This window comes from Boudabousia tangfeifanii (genome assembly GCF_001856685.1).
GTDB lineage: Bacteria > Actinomycetota > Actinomycetes > Actinomycetales > Actinomycetaceae > Boudabousia > Boudabousia tangfeifanii.
Map to the genome: position 1 here is coordinate 1999839 of NZ_CP017812.1, position 25296 is coordinate 2025134.

The 25296-nt window shown below is 53.4% G+C and carries 17 protein-coding genes; 5 read left to right on the top strand and 12 right to left on the bottom strand.

Annotated elements, in window-relative coordinates:
- Positions 1-248 precede the first annotated feature (248 nt).
- On the bottom strand, positions 249-3032 hold the full coding sequence (locus BK816_RS08205) for an S-layer homology domain-containing protein (RefSeq protein WP_071164730.1): 2784 nt from the start codon (positions 3030-3032) through the stop codon (positions 249-251).
- A gap of 263 nt (positions 3033-3295) precedes the next feature.
- On the bottom strand, positions 3296-4852 hold the full coding sequence (locus BK816_RS09845) for an S-layer homology domain-containing protein (RefSeq protein ID WP_083379181.1): 1557 nt from the start codon (positions 4850-4852) through the stop codon (positions 3296-3298).
- Positions 4853-5225: 373 nt separating this feature from the next.
- On the opposite strand from BK816_RS09845, the gene BK816_RS08215 reads away from it, so the two are divergent.
- A complete protein-coding gene (locus BK816_RS08215) occupies positions 5226-5498 on the top strand; it encodes a hypothetical protein (protein WP_156982023.1) in 273 nt (90 codons plus the stop codon).
- Between the two features lie 78 nt (positions 5499-5576).
- Here BK816_RS08215 and topA read toward each other — a convergent pair whose 3' ends face one another.
- From topA to BK816_RS08265, 10 genes are all read right to left on the bottom strand, one after another.
- The gene (gene topA, locus BK816_RS08220) at positions 5577-8378 is read right to left on the bottom strand and encodes a type I DNA topoisomerase (RefSeq protein WP_071164732.1); all 2802 of its coding nucleotides are present in this window, start codon (positions 8376-8378) and stop codon (positions 5577-5579) included.
- 97 nt (positions 8379-8475) lie between these two features.
- Positions 8476-10056 (bottom strand): DUF7059 domain-containing protein, encoded by a 1581-nt coding sequence (locus BK816_RS08225; RefSeq protein ID WP_083379182.1) that lies wholly within the window; start codon positions 10054-10056, stop codon positions 8476-8478.
- Between the two features lie 12 nt (positions 10057-10068).
- Positions 10069-11199, bottom strand: a complete 1131-nt coding sequence (locus tag BK816_RS08230; protein WP_071164733.1) for a variant leucine-rich repeat-containing protein — start codon at positions 11197-11199, stop codon at positions 10069-10071.
- An 82-nt stretch (positions 11200-11281) separates the two neighbouring features.
- Positions 11282-12040 (bottom strand): anaerobic ribonucleoside-triphosphate reductase activating protein, encoded by a 759-nt coding sequence (locus BK816_RS08235; RefSeq protein WP_236842325.1) that lies wholly within the window; start codon positions 12038-12040, stop codon positions 11282-11284.
- Positions 12030-13934: a ribonucleoside triphosphate reductase gene (locus tag BK816_RS08240; protein WP_083379183.1), complete on the bottom strand. Its 1905-nt coding sequence runs from the start codon at positions 13932-13934 to the stop codon at positions 12030-12032. The genes BK816_RS08235 and BK816_RS08240 overlap by 11 nt, the downstream gene beginning before the upstream one ends.
- A 329-nt stretch (positions 13935-14263) precedes the next feature.
- Positions 14264-15166 carry a phosphatase PAP2 family protein gene (locus tag BK816_RS08245; protein WP_071164734.1) on the bottom strand — a complete coding sequence of 301 codons (903 nt, stop codon included), beginning with the start codon at positions 15164-15166 and terminating at the stop codon, positions 14264-14266.
- Positions 15167-15445: 279 nt separating this feature from the next.
- Positions 15446-17185, bottom strand: coding sequence for a dipeptide ABC transporter ATP-binding protein (locus BK816_RS08250; RefSeq protein WP_170299680.1), 1740 nt, complete (start codon positions 17183-17185; stop codon positions 15446-15448).
- A 5-nt stretch (positions 17186-17190) separates the two neighbouring features.
- Positions 17191-18201, bottom strand: coding sequence for an ABC transporter permease (locus tag BK816_RS08255; RefSeq protein ID WP_083379184.1), 1011 nt, complete (start codon positions 18199-18201; stop codon positions 17191-17193).
- Positions 18194-19120, bottom strand: a complete 927-nt coding sequence (locus BK816_RS08260) for an ABC transporter permease (RefSeq protein ID WP_071164735.1) — start codon at positions 19118-19120, stop codon at positions 18194-18196. Before BK816_RS08260 ends, BK816_RS08255 begins: the two co-directional genes overlap by 8 nt.
- A 195-nt stretch (positions 19121-19315) precedes the next feature.
- On the bottom strand, positions 19316-20920 hold the full coding sequence (locus tag BK816_RS08265) for a peptide ABC transporter substrate-binding protein (RefSeq protein WP_071164736.1): 1605 nt from the start codon (positions 20918-20920) through the stop codon (positions 19316-19318).
- A gap of 198 nt (positions 20921-21118) precedes the next feature.
- Here BK816_RS08265 and BK816_RS08270 point away from each other — a divergent pair, with 198 nt between their 5' ends.
- The 4 genes from BK816_RS08270 to betT all read left to right on the top strand — a co-directional run bounded on the left by BK816_RS08270 (position 21119) and on the right by betT (position 25278).
- Complete coding sequence (locus BK816_RS08270) at positions 21119-21805, top strand: LytR C-terminal domain-containing protein (RefSeq protein WP_170299681.1); 687 nt, start codon at positions 21119-21121, stop codon at positions 21803-21805.
- A gap of 9 nt (positions 21806-21814) precedes the next feature.
- Positions 21815-22042 carry a hypothetical protein gene (locus tag BK816_RS08275; protein ID WP_071164738.1) on the top strand — a complete coding sequence of 76 codons (228 nt, stop codon included), beginning with the start codon at positions 21815-21817 and terminating at the stop codon, positions 22040-22042.
- A gap of 11 nt (positions 22043-22053) precedes the next feature.
- Complete coding sequence (locus tag BK816_RS08280; protein ID WP_071164739.1) at positions 22054-23028, top strand: bile acid:sodium symporter family protein; 975 nt, start codon at positions 22054-22056, stop codon at positions 23026-23028.
- 93 nt (positions 23029-23121) lie between these two features.
- On the top strand, positions 23122-25278 hold the full coding sequence (gene betT / locus BK816_RS08285) for a choline BCCT transporter BetT (protein ID WP_204377192.1): 2157 nt from the start codon (positions 23122-23124) through the stop codon (positions 25276-25278).
- The last annotated feature ends 18 nt before the right edge of the window (positions 25279-25296 follow it).

The following is a 25296-nucleotide window of genomic DNA, read 5'->3' on the forward strand; positions in this document are numbered from 1 at the left end:
TTGTTTTCGTAGCCTCCCGTAATGGGTTGGCAGGCTATCATCGGTGGACTTTGATTTTACCACCCCCACTTTTTTGCTGGCCGAGGACGATGCGCTAAAAGGGCGTCTTAGGTACCGTTCGTTGCCTTTGCTGGCCGAGGACGCTTGTGGGGGTGGGGATCTGACGATCCCCACCCCCACAAGGTTAGGTTTTCTCAACTCCTGCTAGGAGTTTATCCCCAGCTGGGTTTGAGGTTTTGTTTGTCGCTTCAGCGAGTGACAATCTGGTTGTTCTGCAAGCGATAGAGGAACGCGATCATGGCGTCGCGGTGTAGCTTGCCTAATGGACGGTATTCCCGTCCCTTTGCTGCAGGGTAACCAGTGGTGATCTTGGCGCGTTCCATCCAGCGGATGTCTTTCTCAAATAGGTCGCTGGAGGTGTCAACTAGCTTCGACTTTTCGGAGACAACCCCGTCTAGTTCACCCAGTCCTGGAGCTACTGCCTTGGGGAACTTGAGGGCAAAACGGTGAAGGAAGGCGGCCATGGCGTTACGGTCGATGGTGCTGTCGCCACGAGCGGTGCCATCACCCCAACCAGTCATAATGCCGGTCTGCTTGGCCCAGGTTAGAGCCTTAGCGAACTGGTGGTTGGCAGGAACGTCCTTGAATGGACCCTTGGCCGGAACCTTAACCTTTGGGCTGCCGGATAGACGGTACAAGAAGGCGGCAACAGCTTGACGCTGCACGTCTGCCAGCGGACGGAAGGTGCCATCGGCCCAACCAGTGGAAACGCGGGTCTTCTTGGCCCAAGCGATTTCACCAGAGAACTGCATGTTTGGAGCCACATCCTTGAAACCTGCATTCTTGACCACTGGCAAGGTCTTCAATTCAACCACCTTGACGGGACAAGCCTTACCCGAATCCTTGGCAACACCAAAGTCGTGGGTAGACTTACCACCAGCAAACTGGAAACCAGGCTTAGCCTTAACCACCAAACGACCATCAACCAAAGACCAAGCCAACTGAGCCGAATCCTTAGGCAAAACCCAAGAAGCATTACCAGCCCCACAAGGATCATTCACACCAGGAACCTCAGGCAAAGCAACAGTCTTCACACAAGCCTTACCCGAATCCTTGGCAACACCAAAGTCGATCTGTTCTTTTTCATTGCTAAAAAGGTAACCCTCTTTAGCAGTTGCGATCAGATGTCCATTTTCCTGTTTCCAAACAATTTGGCTGTCATTTTTTGGCACATCCCAGCGTGCATTATCTGGACCACACGGATCCTTCACACTCGGGCTCTTGGGAATCGGAATCTCTTTAACACACCAATCTTTCATTAAATAGGTTAATTTATCTCGCCCATTCGCAAATTGATATCCTTTATTTGCGGCAACAAAAGCTCGATGATATGTATCATCTTTAGTCCATAAATAACGGTTATCCTCTGGGAATACCCACTTACTATCCCAAAAAGATCTACAGATAGCTTTTGGATTTTTCGGGATTTCCAAACAAAGTCTTCCAGAATCAAGAGGCGGCTTTATTCTCACTTCTTTTTGTCCATTTTCGAAGACATAGTTCTGAGCAGCTACAAGCAAAACTCCTTTACCCTCTGTTTTGATTTCATAGGCGTCAATCCTATCCGCCCTTGGGTCCTCTGGAGAATAAGCAGAATCTAAATCATAAACCTTTGGGGCTTCTATAGATTTGAGATCCCAATATGCGTTATTTACTCCACAAGGATCAACAACCGAAGGTTTAGGTATGTTAACTTTACCCAAACGATGCATCAAAGCGTAAAGTTCAATATCTACAGACGGAACATCATTTGGTGATACTCGATGAGTTAGTTCACTATCATAGAACCATCCTCGGAATTCATAACCATCTAATACTTTCGGTGTAGGCAGGTCTCCTAACTTGGTTCCCATTTTCACATCGACAGGATCAAGATCTTCATACAAGGACGACTCTCGGAAATAAACCTTCAGACTAGACGACCCCTGAATCTGCTCCTTCGTCTGATAAAAACGAACATAGTCGATAACAAGTTCAGAATCTTCATTTGAAATTTTATTGATATCAGGGGATTCGTCACTCACGATTGCATGCGGGGTGAACCCAGATGTGAGAAAAATATTACGATGAGTATCGAATGGAAGCATCGGATTCTCTAATCGAGCACGACTATAGAACCGATCATAAACGTTATATCCCCATTTACTATCGATCACTATATCTTCATCACCATATGTATAAAAATTATGGAAAAAATTTGTATTGGCAGATGAGGGAATAAAGGCACTTCCACTACCTGTCGACTCAACAAACTCGTCATTACGAACAAGTGAAAATTTTATTCCTTCCTTACTCCATAAAATTTTGTCAAAAAAATTTGAGTCATAGTCTTTATTGCGAACTGTATCATCGGAGGTTATTTCCATTCGCATACCATAATCCGAAATAACGCCACTCGTTATTTCTGGTTCCCCACCATACTGGGCAGCTTGGGTAAAAATGAATCCTTTCGAGTCATCAGTTCCCTCACGCTCTGCTTTTCGAAGTCCATAAAACGAGGAAACCCCGTTAGTACGGGGAAAGTTGACCCCGATCTCCAAATACCCATATCTAAAAGCAGCTTTAGATTTTAAGAATGGGCTGATTACTTTGGCAACTCTGTCGTAAAAATCTTTATTCGACTTATTCTGGTTTTTTATTGAGTGAAGATGCAATTGTCCATCTTCTAAATAAACTGTAGATTTTTGTTGATTGTTTGGGATCGTAATATTGTTATAAAAACTATTCTGATTATAGGTTGAGTCAACAACGTCTTTACCAAGTTCCCATTTACTACTGTCTAATTTGGTACCGTTGAACTCATCATTGAATACGAGTTGGTAATCTTTGCCATCAATGTTGAGATGTTGGGGTACACCGTCATCATCAGCTGCATTTGCGACTGGAGCGACCCCAATTAGTGGAGTAACGAGTGTTAATGCCATCGCGACGAGCGATGCAACTCCCACCAGCTTGGTACTGATTCGTTTCATTAAGAACACCTTTCAACCAAAATAAGATGTGTCGGGCGCTACTTTGTTAGCGCTAGCGAAACTTTATCGAGCAGTTAAATAAGCGACAACCCCAAAATCATGCAAAAAACAAACTTTAACATTCTGTTACCAAATCGTGGTTATCACATCATAATCACGTAGGACAAAAGACCAATTCAAAACCCTATTCAGATACAGCAAGGGGTCCCAACCTCGATTTTGGTTGGGACCCCTTGAAATAGATTCAGTTATCTTCAGTTGAGTTAGAGGCCTCGTGGGCGACGCTCACAAGCTACACCGTCACGATCACCATCTAGACCTGGACGGTAGCCAGGCTGTCCCTTGTAAAGTGGGGCTTTCCCTGCTTTCCATGCGGATCGGCAGTTCTTGAAGTAAACCGGGGCTGGCTTGGGGGCCGGCTTGGGCTTTGGCGCAGGCCGCGGAGCTGGCTTTGGCGCGGGCTTAGGTGCCGGCTTGGGAGCAGGCTTCGGCACTGGCACTGGCTTGGGTACCGGCTTCGGCTTTGGTGCCGGCTTGGGCGCGGGCTTTGGTGCCGGTTTAGGAGCAGGCTTTGGCTTGGGCTTCGCAATTGGAAGCGGTGCCGACTTACAGTTGTTAACCACTCGTAGCATGGCTTCCTTTTCAGGCTGGGTCACCCACAAGTTGTACTTGGCTTTAACTGCGATCTGTCGTGCCACATAAGAGCAACGGAAAGCCTTATTGGCTGGCAACCAAGTAGCAGCGTCACCGTCGCCCTTCTGCTGGTTTGCTGGGCCATCGACTGCAAGGAGGTTCAAAGGATCGTTGGCGAACTCTTGGCGAACGTCCTCGGAAAGCAACTGGGCACCAGTCTGCCAAGCATTCGACAAGGCAACCACGTGGTCAATCTGAACCTTCGAAGAAGTATCCTGACCGCGCTGGAAATCAATGCCCTTACCCGTGTACGGATCGGCCAAGTGACCAGTGAGAACCACACAATTCTTGGTATTAGGCTTGAAAGTTACTCGTGTCAGGTCGCGACGAAGAATGTCATTACGAGTATCGCAACCATTGCGGTCAGCATCGAACCAGCGCTGGCCGAACATTTCGCGCGAGTAACCAGTCTTCGGTGCTCGCCCCTTTACTGCCAAGCTGTTGAGTAGACGCAAAGTCTCCTTATCAACTCGTAAGTGACCGAAGTGCTTATTCAAGTTGAAGAAGAAAACAGCAGTAGCGTCACGTCCGACCGGCATGTGTGGACGGTAGGTATTATCCGACCAACCATTGGACAAGCCGCGCGAACGCATCCACATGATGTCGCGATAGAACTGGGCCGAGGTCGGAACGTCCTTAAAATTCTTAACCTCATCCAACTTTAGTTCGGCAGTATCGCGCGACAAACGATGCATGAAAGCAGCCATGGCCTCACGAGAAATCAACTCACCTGGACGGTAGGTTCCATCCGGCCAACCGGAGGTAATCCCCTGCTCCTTCATCCAACAAATATCGCCAGCAAACTGGCTCCAAGAAATATCCTTAAAGCAGTTACGATCAGACGACGGCTGAGCATGCATGAAACGACGCACAAAAGCCGCCATAGCTTCACGCGAAATCTTCGCGGTAGGACGGAAAGTACCGTCAGCCCAACCAGAAGTAATCCCCTGGTCAACCATCCAAGTAATCGCCCAAGCGTGATCAGTGTTCGCCTGCACGTCAGCAAAGTGAGGAACGAACGGGTAATCCGAAGGTGCAGCCTGGGCAACCCCAGCAACCGCATTCAAACCAACCAAAGACATTGCGGCAGGGATCGTCACTGCCACCAGTTTGTGCCAAACTCTCATAGTTTCACCTATATCTGTAATGTCGTCCCCAATACCGAGGGCGGCTGACCAAAACCACAACAGTCACAAAATGACCGTCACGAGGCGAAACTTTATCCACACGTAACCTCGGCCACAACCCAAACGCTCCACCAATTCCTTGACTTTAACAATCTGTTATCAAAACGTTTTACTTGCATACTAACCAGATAGGACAAAAGACCATTTCAAAACCCAAGCAGCTGCAATGCCACGGACACCCACACGATAAAACAGAACCGTCCCGCCACCCCGTCCCAAAAACTGTTTTCTCTAAACAGCAAGCAAAAAAAGAGGAAAGCGATAAACTTTAGTTAAATGCAGTGCCGCTCACACTTTTTAGTTAAAGGGGTTAATGATGTTTACCGCGAATAGCTTGCAGAACTTGTCGAAGAAAACCGTACTTTGGGCAGTTGGGTTTTATGTTCTGTCCATCTTGGGTGCGGTCTTGCTGCCTTATTTGGCTCAATGGGGTTTCGAGCAGCAAGGCCAGCATGCCGTGGTGGGCACCCCCGTCATGTATTTGGCTAACATGGTGCAGGCCCTACATCTAGAGATCATGGGCAGTATCTTGCTATCGCTTGCGATCTTTAGCCACCTTGCCGCAAAGTCTCTTAGCGAAAGCTAAACCCCAAAAGTAAGACCAACCAAGAAGTGGTGGGTAGGTTCAGATCGAACCTACCCACCACTTTTAGTTAGCGCTTGTTTACTCGGCTTTTTTCGTGGCCGTCTTTTTAGTAGCGGTCTTTTTGGCCGTGCTCTTCTTGGCGGTAGTTTTCTTCGTGGTGGTCTTACGGGTAGTGCGCTTCTTAGCTGGACCCTTGGCACGCTTTTCTGCTAAGAGTTCGAAGGCACGTTCCTCGGTAATCCCTTCAACCGTTTCTGACTTGGGCACCGTAATATTGGTGACCCCGTCGGTAATGTAGGGCCCGAAACGACCGTCCTTAATCTTCACTGGTTTACCGCTAACTGGGTCTTCCCCGAACTCGCGCAATGGTGGTACCGCGGCGCGACGTCCTCGGGTCTTCGGCTGAGCATAAATCGCCAAAGCCTCATCCAGCGTGATCGTCAGCAACTGCTCCTCATTCTCCAAGGAACGCGAGTCGCTTCCCTTCTTCAAGTAAGGACCAAAGCGACCATTCTGGGCGGTAATCTCTTCCCCATCGGCAGGGTCCTTGCCAACCACGCGCGGCAAAGACATCAACTGCAAGGCCTGTTCCAAAGTAACCGTGGACAAGTCCATCGTCTTAAAGATCGAGGCAGTACGCGGCTTCGGCTTAGCCTTCTTGCGACCCTTCGCCGGCTTCTTTTCGCCCTCGGCTGGAGCAGCCTCTTCCGGTTCTTCCGGCAAAATTTCAGTCACGTACGGTCCATAGCGACCATTCTTCGCCACAATCATGTGCCCGGTTGCTGGATCCACACCCAACTCGCGACCATCGTCCGCATTCTGGGCAAAAATCTCGGCAATCATTTCGGCAGTCAACTCGTCAGGAGCCACCCCATTCGGGACGGACGCCCTCGAACCATCAGCCTTCTCCAAGTAAGGTCCGTAGCGGCCCACGCGCACATTCACGCCCTCGCCAACTTCCATCGAGTTCAATGCACGAGCGTCAATCTCACCCAAATCCTCAACTTCACGTTGCAAACCGCCCGGCAGTGCCTTAGTCACCGGCAAGTCGCCCTCGCCTAGGTAGAAAGCACCCAACCAGTCGGGGCCGTTAAGCTCACCCGAAGCAATCAAGTCCAGGTCGCGTTCCATCGAAGCAGTGAAGTCATAATCGACCAAACCACCCAGGTTATCTTCCAACAAGCGAGTCACCGAGAACGCCAACCAAGACGGAATCAGCGCCTGGCCGCGACGCTCCACATAACCACGATCCATAATCACCGAAATCGTGGCAGCATAAGTCGACGGGCGGCCAATCCCCAACTCTTCCAGCTTCTTCACCAAAGAAGCTTCCGTGTAACGAGCTGGCGGGTTCGTGTCGTGGCCATTAGCCTGCGCCGAATCAGTCTCCAACGCGTCACCGGCACTGACCTGCGGCAAACGAGTATCCCCATTGGCCTTAGGACGCTCTTCCTCATCCCGGCCTTCCTCATAGGCGGCCAAGAAGCCCTTGAAGGTCACGATAGTGCCCGAAGCGCTCAAAGTTGCCTGGACATCCTGTGCCTGCACACCGAGGGCGTCCTCGGCCCCCAAAACGGCGGACAAGTCACCCAAAGGTGCTTGCACGCTGAGCGTGGCCGTCTGCACGGTCGCCGGTTTCATTTGCGAAGCCACCGTGCGCTTCCAAATCAAGTCATACAAAGCAAACTGGGCGCCAGTTAGCTGCCCCTTCACCTCGGTGGGGCGACGGAAATTGTCACCCGCTGGGCGAATAGCTTCGTGGGCTTCCTGCGCACCCTTCGCCTTCTTCCCGTAATGGTTCGGGTTAGCCGGCACATGGTCCGCGCCATACAGTTCAGCCGCCTGACTACGGGCCGCCGAAATTGCTTGAGTCGACAAATCCGTCGAGTCAGTACGCATGTAGGTAATGAAACCGTTTTCGTACAAAGTTTGAGCAGTGCGCATCGTATCGCGCGCACTCATGCGCAGCTTACGAGAAGCCTCCTGCTGCAAAGTAGAAGTGGTGAACGGTGGTAACGGACGACGCTGCGATTCCTTCGTCTCCAAACCAGAGACCTTCGCCGGAGCGCCAGCCAAAGCATCCGCAATCGCTTTCGCGGCAGCCTCACCCAAATGCACCACCGACTGCTTTTGCGAAGCAGGACGCAATTCGCCCGCATCGTTAAAGTCACGGCTAGTGGCCACGCGATGATCGCCCAAAGCGGTCAATCGAGCAGTAAATAGGCTTCCCGCATCAGGGCCCGACTGTGGCAACAAATCTGCCGAAACATCCCAGTAGTTTGCCGACTTGAAAGCCATGCGTTCGCGTTCCCGGTCCACCACCAAACGGGTAGCCACCGACTGCACACGCCCTGCCGACAAGCCGGCACCGACCTTGCGCCACAACAGTGGGGAAACTTCATAGCCAACTAGGCGGTCCAAAATGCGGCGAGTTTCCTGGGCATCCACCAGGTTCGTGTCCAGATCCCGCGGATTATCCAAGGCGCGACCAATCGCTTCCTTAGTAATTTCGTGGAACACCATGCGCTTAACTGGCACCTTCGGCTTCAATACCTCCAGCAAGTGCCACGCAATCGCTTCCCCTTCGCGGTCCTCATCAGTGGCCAGATAGAGTTCGTCAGCTTCCTTCAACGCCTTCTTCAAAGCGGTGACTAGCTTCTTCTTATCCGGGTCAACCACATAGTAGGGTTTGAAACCGTCATTAACATCCACCGCGAACTTGCCATACGGCCCCTTCTTCATGGTGGCCGGCAGTTCGGACGGCTGGGGCAAGTCACGAATGTGCCCAATCGACGCTTCTACGGTGAAATCTTTACCCAAGAAAGTGCCAATGGTGCGCGCTTTGGCGGGAGACTCGACGATCACAAGTTTGTTTGCCAAGATTCTTTCCTTGCCCATCCTAGATTGGTTAATATTGTCTTCACTCTATCGTACAAACCTTGCCCCGCAAAAAGTCGCGAGTCAAGTTTGTGAACAATTAAGTCTGTGGAACTTTCAGATAGCCACTGCCCAAAGCGATTCGAATCGGCAATTCCAATTCGGCTGCCAAGGCGGGAACATCGGCCCCCAAAAGCTCGGAAAGTGCCACCGTAATCTGGGCAGCAGTCAGTTCCCCATCGCAAGCCCCATAGAAGGCCGCGAAATACTGTCCAACCGGCATCGTCTGGCCGGTCCGACCCGAACGCAACTGAATCACCGCTGGGTCCTCTTCACCGGGACGATAGAAACGCTCCTCGGTAACATCAGGCTGCACCTCGAACTTCTCATCCGAAAGCGCCAACGGGGTTTCCTGCCCACGACAATAGTTAGCGGCTGCAAAGAAGTTCTCTACATCTTGGCCCGAGGGCGGACGCCCATCCGGCAGTTTCTCAAACTGTTGCCAAGTGTCATCCGGGCTAATCTCAACTGCCGGCTTCTGGAAAGCCAAATAGCCAAAGCCCACCCCCGGGCTGGACTTGGCCTCGAAATACATCAAGTACTCGGTCAAACGTACATTGAAACGACCCGGGTTCTGGCGCGGATTAATGCCACCATCACGCAGCCACAAGTTGGCGTACTGGGCGGGCGAGAAAGTCTCACGCTGCAGCACAATCGCATCCAACTTCGGATCCACCCAGCTGGCTGGGCGATCTTCCCACGGGGCATCCGACAATAGCCAGTTGCCCAACATGACGGCCATCCCGCCGGGGGCGAGCACGCTCGGCAGGCCCTTGACCAGACCAGAAACAATGTCGTCATCAGCCATACCGCCGTCGCGGTACTGCATGATCTTTTCCTCGTCCTCGATACCCGCAGCCGGGTTAATCACGAACGGTGGATTCGACACCAACAAGTCAATCTTTTCGCCCTTCAAAGGCTCCAACATGCTACCCAAACGCAGCTCGATGAACACCGAATTCAAAGCCGCATTGAAAGCCGTCAAATCAAGGGCGCGTGCCGAAATATCGGTAGCAATCACGTTCTTGGCGTGACGAGCCGCCACAATCGCCTGAATCCCACAACCGCAACCCAAGTCCACGGCCAAGCCAACCTGCTTGCGGGGAGTTAAACGCAGCAACGACAAGGTGGCTCCACCCACCCCCAGCACATGATCTGGAAGCAACGGTTTGCCGGTAATTTCCTCACCCAAATCGGAAGTGATCCAGTATTCCCGCTTATGCCCATCAAGGTCCACGCTAATCGGACGCAAATCGAAACGGGACTGCACGCTATCTTCCGAGGGCGAAACCGCCAGGCCAGACTCCAACAGAAAGTTGACGCCCGTGCGAGGCAGCGCATCCGCCACCTGCTGCCACGGCACCACATCGCCCAACATAAACAGGCGCACCAACGCCGCCAAACGAGCCGGAGCACCGCGCGTCAGCGAACGCAATTCCAGCTTGGCAGGCTCAATCAGCCCAAGTTCGAGGGCGTCCTGCGCGGCTGGGCTCAACAGTGCCGCAATATTTTCGGTGGTGAAACTCGCCAAATCACCACGGAAATCGCGCATCCGAGAATCATTCGAAACCCGGTAGAGCGAACCCGTGTGGGGCGAAGTGGAAGGCAAATCGTAGCTCATAATGTTTCCCGTTTAGCGCTGACCGCTAGAGAAATCGGCTCGGCGCATCGAGAACTCTTTACCAGTTTGCATGTTCCAGCAAGTAACGCCCGAGCGTTCCATCGAGCACGCAAAGTGGCCAATCTTGGAAGAGCTACCGTAGTCCAAAGTGGGAAGACCATCGTGGATCTGACCCTTTGCCGGATCGTCACAAGTCTGTTGGGCGTCGCCATCCTTAGTGACCTTCATACCGAAGACACCAACACATGCGCCCGCGCCTTCCTTCGCGTAATCGCGGGTCACAATCGAACAATAAGCCTGATCGTTGTTGATGTAGCAGCCAATGTTCTGGGAAGGAGAAATAAAACCTGGGATTTCCTTCGCGTCAGCCGGTGCGGGGAAACGATCTGGAGCTTCCTGGGTTGGTTCGGGGCTGGCCTCTGGGGTTTCGTCCTCGGTCTCAACCGCAATCGTTGGCTCTTCCTTAGTTACCGCGTTCTCGTCCTCATTCGGGGTGGCGGTAGCGGCCGGCTTAACGCCGCCCGCATCAGAATCGGTGCCCTGTGAACCAGAACCACGTAAGAACGCGAATAGCAGGCCAAGCACCAAGGCAATCGCCAACAATACCAACAGGATGATCAGCCAAACCTTCTTCTTAGATTCGCCCTCACCCTGCTCGGGGTTGTAATTTCCGGCAGCCCCAGCAGCAGCCGCAGCCACTCCCGCGCCACCAGCAACCTGTTCAAAAGGCATTGGTTGGAAACCGGCGCCAGCGCTACCAGCTCCCGCTTCCCCAGCAACCCCGGCGCTTCCAGCAGTGCCCGAAACTCCCGCCCCGCCGGCGACCGAAGCGCCAGCAGCAGCACCCGCAGGGGCACCCGTCTGAGTCTGTGGAGCATAGTGGCCAGCGCTAGCAGCACCCGCAACAGTACCTGCCGCAGTAGCCCCAGTGTGACCAGCCCGGCGTGCCGCCAAAGCCGCATCTACCGCCGGATCACGCAACGAACCAAGCCAAGTCAAAAGTTCATCATAAGCAGCTGGATTCAGCGCAATCGTCGGACGCAAACCGGGGTAAGAGGCAGCGATCGAACGCAAATATTCCAAATCCACATTCGGGTCAGCTGCCGCCCGGGCAATCTGTTCAAAATCTTGCTGGTTGCTCACTACTTGCTCCTTGTATAAGGCAACAGGGATATTTATCTTCTGCCTACAATACCCGAATTTTCTAAGCGTGCGCACCAAATAGCTAGCTACGAATCTCCAAATCCGTAAACCAGTTACGCCCCACCCGGCTCAAAGCGTCAGCGGCGCGAGCAAAGTCCGCATCCCAATTTCGATTTGCCATCAAACGTTGCACCACCGGCAAGGGAGCGCCCTCGGCACGCACCTTTTGCAAGGCAAAAACCCGAAAACCGAGCTGAGAAGCCCGCTGTGCAATCTCCACCTCTTGCCCCAAAAGTTCTGGGGTCAAAGTAAGTCGCACTTCAGCGTCCAAGCCGCTAGCCGCCAAAATTCGGGCCGACTCCCAAGCCTTTTCTCCAGAGTTCGCCACTTTAGTGAGCGCCGGGTAACACCCCGGAAAAGCTTTCAGGTCGAGGCCGACCCAATCCACCAGCCCCTGGTCAAGCAAAGTCGCCAATAGTCGCGGATAGGCCCCGGCGGTATGCAAACCCACCCGAAAACCTTGGGCGCGCACCTCTTTAATTGCGGCGATCAGTGCGGGACCTTGTCGGCAAGGCTCACCACCCGAAAACACCACCCCATCAAGCAAACCCTGGCGTTTAGCCAGTAGCTCTTGCACTTGAGACCATGGCACTTGGCCCGGCATGCGCGGATCCCAGATCCCATTGTTATGACAGTAATAGCAACGCCAAGGACACCCCTGGGCAAAAACCGTCGCCACCAATTTGCCCGGCCAATCCACCATCGAGCATTTGGTCAAGCCGGCGATCTCTAACCTCGAGGCGTCCTCGGCTAGCAAAACCCTGGCAGCTTTAGGCGCCAAGGTGCGACACCACCGGCCCGTGGGCGAAAGCAGCAGCCTCGGTGAACGGCAAACGCTGACGGTACTCGCCCTGCTTACCAATATTGAACGAGGAAACGGGACGGAAGTAGCCCATCACGCGGGTCCAAACCTCACAGTAAACCGGCTCCGCCTCACTGCCACGCGCAGCCGCACACTGCGGACAAGTATGGTGTTCACCAGCCAAATAGCCGTGGTTCGGGCAAATCGAGAAAGTCGGAGTGATCGTAATATAAGGGGACCGGAAAGCGGTCAATGAACGCCGCACCAATTCTTTACACGCCTGCGCGTCCGAGACTCGCTGGTTCAGATACAAGTGAATCACGGTGCCGCCAGTGTATTTGGTCTGCAGTTCTTCCTGCCGCTCCTGCGCTTCGAAGGGGTCATCGGTAAAGCCCACGGGAAGTTGTGAAGAGTTCGTGTAATAAGGGTTCGTATCGGTGCCGGCCTGCAAAATATCCGGGAAGCGGCGGCGATCTTCCTTGGCAAAACGGTAAGTGGTGCCTTCCGCGGGGGTAGCTTCCAGGTTGTACATGTGCCCGGTTTCGTTTTGTAGACGCACCATTTCGTCACGAATGTAGTCGAGCAGTTCCACACACATTTGGTGGCCACGAGGATCGGTAATGTCGTACTCGTCCCCACTGAAATTGCGCACCATTTCGTTCATGCCGTTCACCCCGATGGTGGAAAAGTGATTATCGAGGGTGCCCAGGTAGCGTTTGGTGAAGGGGAACAGTCCAGTTTCCATGTGGTGGGAAATGACTTCACGCTTAAGTTCTAGGGTTTGGGCGGCTAGGTCAATTAGCTGGCCGAGGGCGGTGCGCAACCCGTCCAAGTCGCCGGCGTGCAGGTAGCCGAGGCGCGCCATGTTAATGGTAACCACCCCGATGGAGCCGGTTTGTTCGGCCGAGCCGAAGAGGCCATTGCCGCGTTTTAACAGTTCGCGCAGGTCGAGTTGGAGGCGGCAGCACATGGAACGGATCATGCCGGGGTCAAGTTCGGAGTTAATAAAGTTTTGGAAGTAGGGCAGCCCGTATTTGGCGGTCATTTCGAACAGCCGGTCGGCGTTTTCGCTGTCCCAGTCGAAATCGCGGGTGATGTTGTAGGTGGGGATGGGGAAGGTGAAAACGCGCCCGTCAGCATCACCCTCGGTCATTACTTCCATGAAGGCGCGGTTAATCAGGTCCATTTCTGGCTGCAACTGCCCGTAGGTGAAATCGCAGACTTCGCCGCCAATCAGCGGGTATTGTTCGGCCAGGTCGGCTGGACAGGTCCAGTCGAAGGTGAGGTTAGTGAAGGGAGTTTGGGTGCCCCAACGGGAGGGGACGTTAAGGTTAAAAATGAGTTCTTGCAGGTGCTGTTTAACCTGCTGGTAGTCAAGTTGGTCGAGGCGCACGAAGGGGGCCATGTAGGTGTCGAAGCTGGAGAAGGCTTGCGCGCCCGCCCACTCATTTTGGAGGGTGCCCAGGAAGTTGACGATTTGCCCCACTGCGGAGGAGAAATGTTTGGCGGGCCCGGCAGCGATGGCCCCTGGGACGCCGTTGAAACCCTGCTGGAGTAGGTCTTTGAGGGACCAGCCGGCACAGTATCCGGCGAACATGTCGAGGTCGTGAATGTGCAGGTCGCCTTCGCGGTGGGCACGGCCGGCCGCTGGCGGATAGATTTCTTCGAGCCAATAGTTAGCGACCATTTTCCCGGAGGTGTTTAGCATCATGCCGCCGAGACTGTAGCCTTGGTTGGCGTTGGCGTTGACTCGCCAATCACTACGGTCTAAATATTCGTTAATGGTGGTAATCGGGTCCACTAGCACACGGGCTGGGGTGGCTTTCGTATCGAGGTCGGGAGTGGTTTTCGGGGCGTTAATGTCTAGGGACATGACACTTCCTTGGGTTTTATGGTCTTGTTTTTTATCGGCTATTTGCGCCAATCAACATCTTGCCCCTAAACGCACCCAAAACACACTATCTAGTGTTGCGTGTTGCCACCAATCACTAGATAGTGTGTTTAACTTTGGGACGTTGGTCCAGTTTCAGCTTGGGCTTTCCCAGTTTTCCCTTAAAGTGATTGGCTTTATTTCATCCCAGTTGCATCCACAGGTCTGGTAGCCTCTGAGGAGTTTGCCATCGCCAAAAGAGTGTTTACTAAAGAATGCTTACTTTTGAGAGTGGAAATGCTATTCACCCTTGGTCGATAGCTAAAAATTCGCTATCGCACTAGCTTATCGATGGCTCGCAGTACCAGGGTGGTCAGCCCGCCAACCGAGGCAGCGATCCCAATTTGAGCCACGAAACGAGCATGGTTGCATCCTTGCGCCAAGTACTCGATGGCGTGCACAAGGTTTTTATCGCCTGCCAAGGGCAGGAAGGAGTTGATTTCCCACAGGACGTAGCTCATGGCAAGTAGGCCAACGAGGGCAAGGATCCAGCCGACCCAGCCAAGTACCATTTGGAGTTTTTGGTCAAAGTTGGAGCGTCGGTTCGCGTCTGTATCTTCTAGGGGTGAGAGCAGCATGCCCCAAGCGCCAGCGATCATGATGGCAGCTAGCACATCAGCTAGTCGATGCCACCCATTGACTACGGTGGCAATCCCTACCAGCGATACCCATAATGTCCCTACCAAAGCGGCCGTCGAGCGCCAGGAACGATTAACTACCATCACTAGCGCCACTGCCACGGCAGCCGCCGCAGCCGTATGCCCAGAAGGTAAGGAGTTTTTCAGGGCGTAGGTAATCGATAGGGCGGGACGATAAAAAATGAAGTGTTTGAGCAGTTGCACGCTACCAATCGTCAAGCCGATTTCAAGACCGGCACGCACGCCCAAAAGCCAGCGCCTGCGCCAAAGTGCCACCACGGCCACAAACACCCCGATGACACCAATAGTCCAACCGGAGACTAGCCATAGGACTGACTCGTCAAATCCACGAAAATCATCTTTCAGATGGGTGGCGCTATCCATGGAAAACTCGTCCACAGCTTGCCCAAGTTTCGTGGTGACAGCCGCGTACCAAAGTAGCCAGGTGCCAAGGAAACCAGCTAACGCTTTCGAGAAGCGCACCAAGTAGCGCCGCCAATTGGCGCGATCTGGTCTGCTGGTTCTGATCTGGGGCATGGCTTAAGCGTATCAGCCGTTTTCATTTTTCTTAACCAGTTTGTGCCTTTTCCCTCGCAGCGTGAAACAAACCATGCCACCACAGAACCGCTACCGTTTTCGCTAAAAAGGCCACTAGGTCACGCCCCAGCTAAAGCTAGCTCCCCCCTGCGTCTCAATGACAGCGCGAACCCCGCGGCGGGAGGTAATCGCCACGGGGTTCAACCATCTCAAGTGCCACTAGCGGTTAGCGCTTGAGACATTGGCGGCATTTGGTGAGGAGTGCCGCCAGGTTTTCGGTTATAGCAAGCCGGCTCCAGGGACGGCTTCGATTAGATCGCGAGTGTAAGCTTGCCTCGGGTTAGCGAAGATGTCATCACTCGGGCCAGCCTCAACCAACTTGCCTGATTCCATTACCACCACGTCGTCAGCGATCTGACGAACTACCGCAAGGTCGTGAGTAATGAATAGGTAGGACAAGCCTAGTTGGGCTTGCAGGTCGTTAAGGATTTCCAAAATCTGGTCCTGCACCAGCACGTCGAGGGCGCTAACGGCCTCGTCCAAAACAATCAGTTCTGGGTTCAAGGCCAAAGCACGAGCGATCGCCACACGCTGACGCTGACCGCCGGAGAGTTCGTTCGGGTAACGACGCATCGCCGACTTCGGCAAGGAAACCTGGTCCAAAAGCTCAGCAACACGCTTTTCGCGCTCGGAGCGATTACCCACCTTGTGGACCTTCAACGGTTCTTCGATGCAACGGTAAATCGAGTACATCGGGTCTAGGGAACCGTACGGGTTCTGGAACACCACCTGCATCTTGCGACGCATATTGAATAGGTCGCGCTTGGACATGGTGGAGGTTTCTTCCCCGTTAAAGAAGATCTTGCCCGAGGTGGGCTTTAGCAGACCCAGAACCATGTTCGCGACGGTGGATTTACCGGAACCGGATTCACCCACTACCGCCAGGGTGGTGCCGCGGCGGAGGTTGAAGGAAACGTCATCGACGGCTTTGAGGTGCTTGTTCTTACCCTTGGCACCGCGAATTTCGAAGACCTTGGAAAGGTGCTGAATCTCAACAATATTTTCTTTGGAAACCGAACCCATGCCAGCGCCGATACGTTCGTCCTCGGCCAGCTGGATGCCGGCGGCATGAGCTGACTGGATGCGCTGGGATGCCAGCGAAGGAGCTGCCTGCACCAAACGCTTGGTGTACGGGTGCTTCGGGTCGCGCAAGATTTCTAGGGAAGGACCGGACTCGACGACGCGACCACGGTGCATTACCACTAGGTGTTCAGCGCGCTCGGCAGCCAAACCAAGGTCGTGAGTAATGAACAGCACAGCCGTGTTGTGATCGCGGGTCAACGTGGCTAGGTGGTCGAGGATGGTGCGCTGCACAGTCACGTCCAAGGCCGAGGTCGGTTCGTCCGCAATCAACAACTTCGGATTTGCGGCCATACCAATAGCGATCAGAGCACGCTGACGCATACCGCCGGAGAACTCGTGGGGGTACTGCTTGGCGCGACGAGCTGCATCAGGTAGACCCGCTTCTTCCAACAACTTGGTGACCTTATCGAAGGTCTTGCCTTCACCGGTCACATTGTTGGCCTTAAGCGCTTCGGCTACCTGGAAACCAATGGTCCACACTGGGTTCAGGTTGGACATGGGGTCCTGAGGCACCTTGCCAATCTGGGAGCCGCGCAGCTCGATGAATTCTTTTTCGCTGGCGTGCGTGATATCGCGGCCGTCGAACAGAATCTTGCCGCCCACGACCTTACCGGTGCCCGGCAGAAGGCCGTTAACCGCTGCTGCCGTGGTGGACTTACCCGAACCGGATTCACCTACGATAGCCACGGTTTGGCCAGGGTAAATAGTCAGGTTGGCTTTGCGGACCGCAGGGACCACACCAGTGGAAGAGCGGAACTCAATATCCAGATTTTTGATTTCTAGCAAAGGCTTTACGTTGCCGCGGTATTGATTGTCTGGGTGGACAATCGTCTCCTCGGTTTCGTTTACCTGGGCATCTTGGTGGTTCATTGTCATGTCGGTCACCGCTTCCGGGACTTAGGATCGAGGGCGTCACGGACCACGTCACCCATCATGGTGAAAGCCAAAACGGTGAGGGCGAGGGCGCCTGCTGGGTAGAAGAGGACACTTGGTTGGCTACGCAAGGCGGCCTGGGCGCGAGAGATGTCGCCACCCCAAGACACTACCGAGGGCGGTAAGCCAATACCCATAAAGGACAAGGTAGCTTCAGAAACAATGAAAGCACCAAGCGAAACGGTCGCGTACACGATGATGGGAGCCAAAGAGTTCGGCATGATGTGCGACAGCAGCGTCTTGAAACGCGATTTGCCGACCGCAATCGAGGCGGTGACGAACTCTTCGTTCTTGGTGGACATAACGGTACCGCGAGTAATACGGGCAATCTGGGTCCAACCGAAGGCCGCCAGCACTGCTGCCAACAACCAAACATCACGGTGGCTCTTAAACATCTGCATGGCGACGATTGCAGCCAACACGAATGGGATCGCGAAGAACACGTCAGTGATACGTGATAGCAAGGAATCGAGCCAGCCGCCGAGGTAACCAGCTAGTGCCCCAATGGTGGCCCCGAGCAGCACCGAAAGGATGGTGGCGATCAAACCTACCGACAAGGAGGCGCGTGCCCCGTAGATGACGCGGGAGTAGACGTCACAGCCTTGGCGGTCATAGCCGAAGGGATGCGACCAAGTGGGCTCACTTAGTGAGAGAGACAAAGTACAGAATTCGGGGTCCTGGCTGGTGAATAGTCGCGGTGCCATTGCCATGATAACCATCAAGGCAATAATGGCAGCTGCGATCCAGAAGAGCGGACGGCGACGTAGTTGCTTCCAGGCTTCTCCCCACATTGACGAGGGCGCCGAATCGTCGGGCACAGCGTCAACTGCACCGAGGCCAGTTTCGTCAACATCTGAAATGAAGCGGTGTTGGCCTGGAAGCGGAGTAATAACTCGGCCGGTTTTTTCAGGCCCGACTGGCACTGGATTGCCAGCAAGTGGTTCAAACTTCTCAGGCATAACGGATCCTTGGGTCGAGAGCGGCGTACAAGAGGTCCACAATCAAGTTAGCGACAATGTAGACCAACACAAGCACGGTGGTGATGGAAACGACGGTGGCGGGTTCACCCTTCAAAATGGCTTGGAACATGGTGCCACCGACACCGTTGATGGCGAAAATACCTTCGGTGACGATCGCGCCACCCATCAAAGCGCCGAGGTCAGCACCGAGGAAGGTCACCACTGGGATCAGAGAGTTACGGAGCACGTGGCGCATCAGCACGGAGCGACCATCAAGGCCCTTAGCGCGGGCGGTAGAAACGTAATCAGCATCCATGTTTTCGCTGATGGACTGGCGAGTTAGACGAATAACGTAAGCACAAGAAACCGCTCCAAGCACAATCGCTGGCATGAGCAGCGATTGGAAGGAGACATTTGAACCCACCGTCACTGGCAGTAACCGCCATTTAACTCCGATGAAGAACTGCATGACGAAGCCGATCACGAAGGTTGGGATCGAGATGACCAGCATGGAAACCACGAGGATGGTGGAGTCGAAGAATCCACCACGGCGTAGGCCGGAGATGACACCAAAGATGATGCCGAGTAGGGCTTCAAATACCAGTGCCATCAAGGCTAACTGGATGGTTACAGGGAAAGCGTTGGCCATTACTTCTGCAACGGGCCGACCAGAGAAGGTTTTCCCAAAGTCTAGAGTGAGGATTCCCTTGAGGTAAAGCAAATATTGCATTGGAAGGGAACGGTCAAGGTTGTATTCGGCGCGGATTTTCGCTTGTGCTTCCGGTGGGAGCCCACGGTCACCGCCGAGGGCGATTACGGGGTCACCTGGCATGAGGAACACGAGGGCGTAGATCAGCATGGTGGCACCGAAAAACACCGGGATCATTTGCAGCACACGCCGGCCAATGTATCGCAGCATTCGGATTTCCTTTGGTTCGTTTTGCCCCAGCTGGTGGGGCGAGTGGTTCAAGGTGGTTCATAAGTGTGGCCGCGAAAAAGGCCCGCTCTCTAATCAGACCTTTTTCGCGGCCGTTGCGGGAGAACTGTGAACCACGATCAGTTTCCCTAGTATGTGGCGGTAGCCGCCGCGTGGGCGGCGACTACCGAGGAGTTATCACTTCTTGGTGACTTGGTACAATAGTGGGCCGCCGTCCCAGCCGAACTTAACGTTCTGGACCTTGTCGGAGGAACCACCAGTCATGTTGGAGTACCACAATGGCAGCACTGGCAAGTCGGATAGCAACTGGGTCTGCGCCTTGGTGAAGAGGGCGATGCCTTCTTCAGTGGTCTTGGCGGACAAACCTTCCTTCAACAACTTGTCAACCTCTGGGTTCGAGTACTGGACGTCGTTCGAAGGAGCGCCAGTTGCGTAGAGTGGGCCGAGGAAGTTGTAGATCGATGGGTAGTCAGCCATCCAGCCAGTACGGTAGGCGGTCTTGATTTCGTGCTTGGAAACCTTGGTACGCAAGGACTTGAAGTCCGGGTACGGGTCGCCTTCAGCAGCGATGCCTAGGTTGTTCTTGATCTGGTTGCAGAGGGCTTCAACCCATGCCTGGTGGCCACCGTCAGAGTTGTATGCAACCTTGAAGGTTTCGTCATACTTGCTCATGGCGTCTGCCTTGGCCCAAAGTTCCTTAGCCTTGGCAGGATCGAAGTTTAGGACCTCGTTGCCAGGAACCTTGTCGGACCAGCCAGCAATAACTGGGGAGGTGAAGTCCTTAGCTGGGGTACGGGTACCCTTGAAGATGGCCTGGGTAACTTCGTCACGGTTGATGGCCATCGAGAGGGCCTGACGACGGAGCTTGCCTTCTTCGCCACCGAAGTGTGGGTCATCCATGTTGATAGCGAGAGACTGGAAAACAGCCGATGGCTTGTTAACTGCCCGGTCGCCGAGTTCCTTCTCAAAGGTGGAGAAGGCGGTGTCTGGGATGTTGTCCAAAACGTCTAGGTTACCCGAAAGTAGGTCGTTGTATGCCGGGTCTGGGGTAGCGTAGAACTTGAACTTAACACCGTTGTTCTGTGCCTTACGAGGACCATCGTAGTCTGGGTTTGGTACGAAGGTGGCATCCTGCTTGTGGTTCCAAGAAGCCAACTTGTAAGGACCGGAAGAATCTGGGTTTTCACCGAAGTCCTTGGCGCCGTCACCCATCGCCTTGTCAGGTAGTGGGGCGTAGGCCAAGTAGCCTAGACGCAATGGCCAGTCAGATTCTGGCTGGGATAGCTTGACGGTGAAGGTGTGATCGTCGACGACCTGAAGGCCGGACATTTCCTTACCTTCTTCGTAACCTTCAATGTCTTCGAAGAAGAAGGACTGACGCTGCTTTTCCTTAACGACAGCGTTCCATGCGTTTACGAAGTTAGCAGCCTTAATTTCGGTGCCATCGGTAAACTTTGCGCCTGCTTTAAGTTTAATGGTGTAGGTCTGGGAGTCATCAGTGGTAATCGACTCAGCCAATTCGTTCTGTGGCTTGCCGGTCTCATCGTAGGCCACCAAACGGCCGTAGAGCATACCGGACATGTTGCCACCACAAGTTTCGTTAGTGAGACCAGGGAGCAAGGGGTTTTCAGGTTCACAACCATTTACGGTTACGTAGGTTTCTTCCCCACCTGCTGGTTCGGCAGAGCCTGCAGCCCCGCCACCATCGTTAGCTCCACAGCCAGCCAAAGCAGCCGAGCCCGCTAGACTCAGAACTGCTACAAATGCGAGACGCTTTTTCATTTCGCCCTCCATGTTGAGTGCGCACATCCATGCGCTTTTCATTACGAAAAGAAACTTTACCTTCGCTTTACTAAAGTCTGCAACTTGATTTGCTCAATTTTCCTTTTCGTTACTGAAATGTAATTGAAAGCTAAGAAATTCCCCACTTTATTTTCTTTGCGTTTCACATTAGAGCCTAAGTAAAGTACCTTTGTGACTGTGAGTGGCAAGCAAAATCCGCGCGCTCTATACCGAAGCGCCCTCGAAAAGAAACGCACAACCACGTTTTTGGTTTTATTCGGCTGGTTAGCAGTCGTCCTTGTGGTGGGCTTTTTATTCGCAACTGGCGCCATTAAGGCCCCTTATGATCCTCCGTTCTCCCATGGGGCGATTAAACCTACCTATTACACGACTCCTTGTTTGGCTGATGATGCCAAACCGGTTTCACCCAATCAGGTAAAAGTGCGTGTGCTAAATGCTACTGATCAGCGTGGTCTTGCTACTAAGGTGGGAGATGCTTTGACTGCTGGCGGTTTCGTGGTTACTAAAGTAGGTAACGCAGCCGCAGAAGTTGAAGGTGCCGCAGATATTCGCACCTCGATTTACAGCATCTCTGAAGCTTATGAACTCCAGCGTATGGTGCCAGATGCGGCAATTACGTTGATGCCAGGCGGCTCTCCAAATAATACTGAGTTGGAACTTTTGCTTGGTAATGCCTTTAACCAAGTGGTTACTCCTGAAGGCGCCTCGGACTTAAGTCAGCAGCGTCAAGCAGGCGAAGCAGCTAACTGTAAACCAGTCGATCCCTTGTTCATTAAAGAAAGCAAGGAAGAATCGGGAGCAGACGAAGCCACGATGGAAGGTCCCGCCCCGGCGGAAGGAACTCCAGCTCCAGCTGCCAAGTGAGGTTAAAGTTTGGACGATACTACTCGCCGTTTAACCACTGCCGCTAAGGTTTTTATTTTTCTTGGAGCCGTCGCCTTTGGGCTAGAAATTATTGGCTTGATCCTTGCTGGTATCGCGCAATACCGGGCAAGCCGTTATCCTTATCCGGGACAAACGCAGATTAAATCGCTTATTTGGCTAGCAATAATCTTGCTTTTGTTCCATGCTGTCATTCTTCTTTTTTATTACTTTTACTAATTGGTGATTAAGTGACTACTGCTAACAAGTCAGAGCAGTCTTTGCGTTCCGCACTGACTGCCGCTATTGGGTTCCCTGCAATCGTAATTTTAGCTGGGGTGCTTGGTTGGGCCACTCCAGGGATCTACGCTCCCATTAGCCCTCATATTTTGCCTCTTCTCGGCGTCATTATGTTCGGGATGGGTTTGACCTTGCGTCCTGGCCCAGTGATTGCGCTGTTTAAACGACCATGGATTTTGCTCGTTGGCAGTGCCGCGCAGTTTATTATCATGCCAATTGCCGGTTGGGCGGTCGCCGAGGCTTTAGGTCTACCTGCTGCTCTAGCCATTGGTGTCATTATGGTAGGTGCTTCCCCCGGCGGGACGGCCTCGAATGTGGTCGCTTACCTCGCCAAAGGTGACGTGGCTTTGTCGGTTGGTCTGACTACCCTTTCGACGTTGTTGGCACCGATTCTGACTCCTGCGTGGGTGCTTTACCTAGGTGGCACTTCGATCAGTGTTTCTTTTGCCAAAATGTCTTGGACCGTGGTTCAGGTAGTCTTATTGCCGGTCATTGGCGGCTTTATTGTGCACCTGCTGTTGCCCAAGTTGGTGGCTGCCATGGAACCGATTTTACCTTGGGCTTCGGCCATTACAGTGGCTGTCGTCCTCGGTTCAGTGGTAGCCGGTTCCTCTGCTTCCCTTTCTACGGTTGGCCCTTTGGTGTTCTTGGCTGTGGTTATCCATAACCTGATTGGGATGTCGATCGGTTACGGTGTGGCTCGTGCCTGCAAGCTCGATCGGGCTGCTCGTCGCACGATGGCGATCGAGGTCGGGATGCAGAACTCTGGTCTGGCCTCCGGCTTGGCTAAGACTTTCGTGCCAGCTCCCGAGGCGGCAGTTGCTGGCGCCATCTTCTCGGTTTGGCACAACGTGTCGGGGTCAATTTACGCCGGTTTTGCCCGCTACTGGGATTCCACTCACGCTACAACTAGCAACGAAAAGTAAAGCTTCTTTACTTTTCCACAGGCTTTCTCACCCACAACTTTCTGCTTTAAAAGGGTTTTAATGCCTGTGCCCTTAAGGTAAAGTATGGGTGTTATGAGCCAGTTAACTCCCAACCAGGCCAATAGCCGAGCTTCGAACAGTTTGGCTAAAAACCCCAATTCCGTTTCCGTCCCGGACGCCCCAAAAGTGAACTGGACGGTACTGGTGGCGTCCTCGGTTCTGATTATTTCGGTGGCTTTGTGGGCGATCATCTCTCCTGCGGGAGCACAGGCTGCGCTGGCTTCTGCGGTGGGACTGGTTTCGGTGGAACTAGGCTGGTTCTATATTGCTACCGGGGCGATTGTTCTTGCGTTTATGCTGTGGATTGCTCTGTCGGCTAACGGTAAGCGGCGTTTGGGGCCTGATGACGCTACTCCGCAGTTTCGGCCGTATGCCTGGGCTTCCATGCTTTTCGCGGCAGGCATCGGGGTCGATTTATTGTTCTTCTCGGTGGCAGAGCCGGTAGCCCAGTATTATGAACCGCCAGTTGGTTCGGGCGAATCAGTGGAATCTGCCCGCCAAGCAGTGGCTTTGACTCTTTTCCACTATGGGATTACTGGTTGGGCCATCTATGCTCTGATGGGGCTTGCTTTTGGCTATTTCGCCTACCGTTTCAACTTGCCCCTTTCGATTCGTTCCGCTTTGTACCCTTTAATCGGCAAACGGATTCATGGTTCGGTTGGTGACGCGGTTGAGGTTGCAGCCATCCTCGGCACGATTTTCGGGGTTGCTACCTCGTTAGGGATTGGCGTGGTGCAGCTGAACTATGGTCTCACCTATCTTTTCGGGGTGCCAGAACGGCTGGCAGTGCAGCTCGCCCTCGTTTCTTTGGCAGTGATTGTGGCGACGATTAGTGCCGTCTCGGGTGTGGATAAGGGCATTAAGCGGCTGTCGGAAATCAACGTTGGTCTGGCCCTGATTTTGGTCTTTTATGTTTTCGTCACGGGGCGCACTTCGTTTTTGCTTAATGCCTTAGTTATGAACGTGGGCGACTATTTGGCGCTGCTTCCCCAGTGGTGGCTTAACACATACGCTTTCGATAACAACCAAACCTGGATGGATACGTGGACTTTGTTCTTCTGGGCATGGTGGGTTGCTTGGGCCCCCTTTGTGGGCTTGTTCTTGGCTCGTATTTCTAAGGGTCGAACGATTCGCCAGTACGTTTTGGGGACTTTAACGATCCCGTTCCTGTTCGTACTTGGTTGGGTGAGCGTTTTTGGTAACTCGGCCCTAGATGTGGTGCGTCATGGGGATGATGCCTTTGGCAAGTTGGCACTTTCGCACCCTGAACGTGCTTTCTATCTGCTTTTGAGTCAATACCCGGGTGCTACTTTCGTGGCCGGTTTGGCTTCCTTGATTGGTTTGCTGTTGTACGTTACGAGTGCGGATTCAGCCGCCTTAGTGATGGCAAATTTTTCCTCAAATATCGAGGATACTACCGGTGATGGTCCCCGCTGGTTGCGAGTCTATTGGGCGGCTTTGACGGGCATTTTGACCTTGGCAATGCTTTTGGTTGGCGGGATTTCAGCTTTGCAGTCGGCCACCATTGTGATGGGTTTGCCGTTCGCTTTTGTGCTTTATTTGCTGATGATTTCTTTGGTTCGTACTTTGCGTGCCGAGGACGCCCGTGCTGTCGTCGCGCCTACCTTGGAAGCTTTGGCAACTCCCCCGCCTAGCGCTGATCCCTTGTCCGCTTTGAACTTGAGTTGGTCGCAGTGGCTTTCTCGCGCTACCGCTTACCCGACCGCCACGCAGGTGAATGATTTTGTTCTTTCTACGGTCTCTCCTGCCTTGAATCAGGTAGCCCAAGTTTTGCGCGAGCAGGGCTTTGAGGCCAGCGTGGAAGTTGATGAGGTGATGGGCTTCATTACTGGCACCACCGCGATTTCCACCGTGCAGTTGCGGGTCCCGCTGGCTCCGCAGCAAGTCTTTACTTACACGGTTTATCCGGCTCAGGAATCAGTGCCTTCCTTTGCCCTGCGGCTGGACCCACTGCGCGATGTGTACTTCCAAGTTTTGGCACATTCAGAAATGGAAGGGGCTCGTTCTCGCTGGGCTGGGGTTAATCAAGAGCGAGTGGAGCGTGAGCTCACCGCCAACGGTACTTGGGCACCCCCAACTAGTGATTATGACCTTTGGGAGCTAACTTCTGAGCAGGTTGCCGCCGACGCTTCCGGGCATTTCCAAAATGCCCTAGAAAGCCTTGCATAGGGCATTGAACCCTGGGAT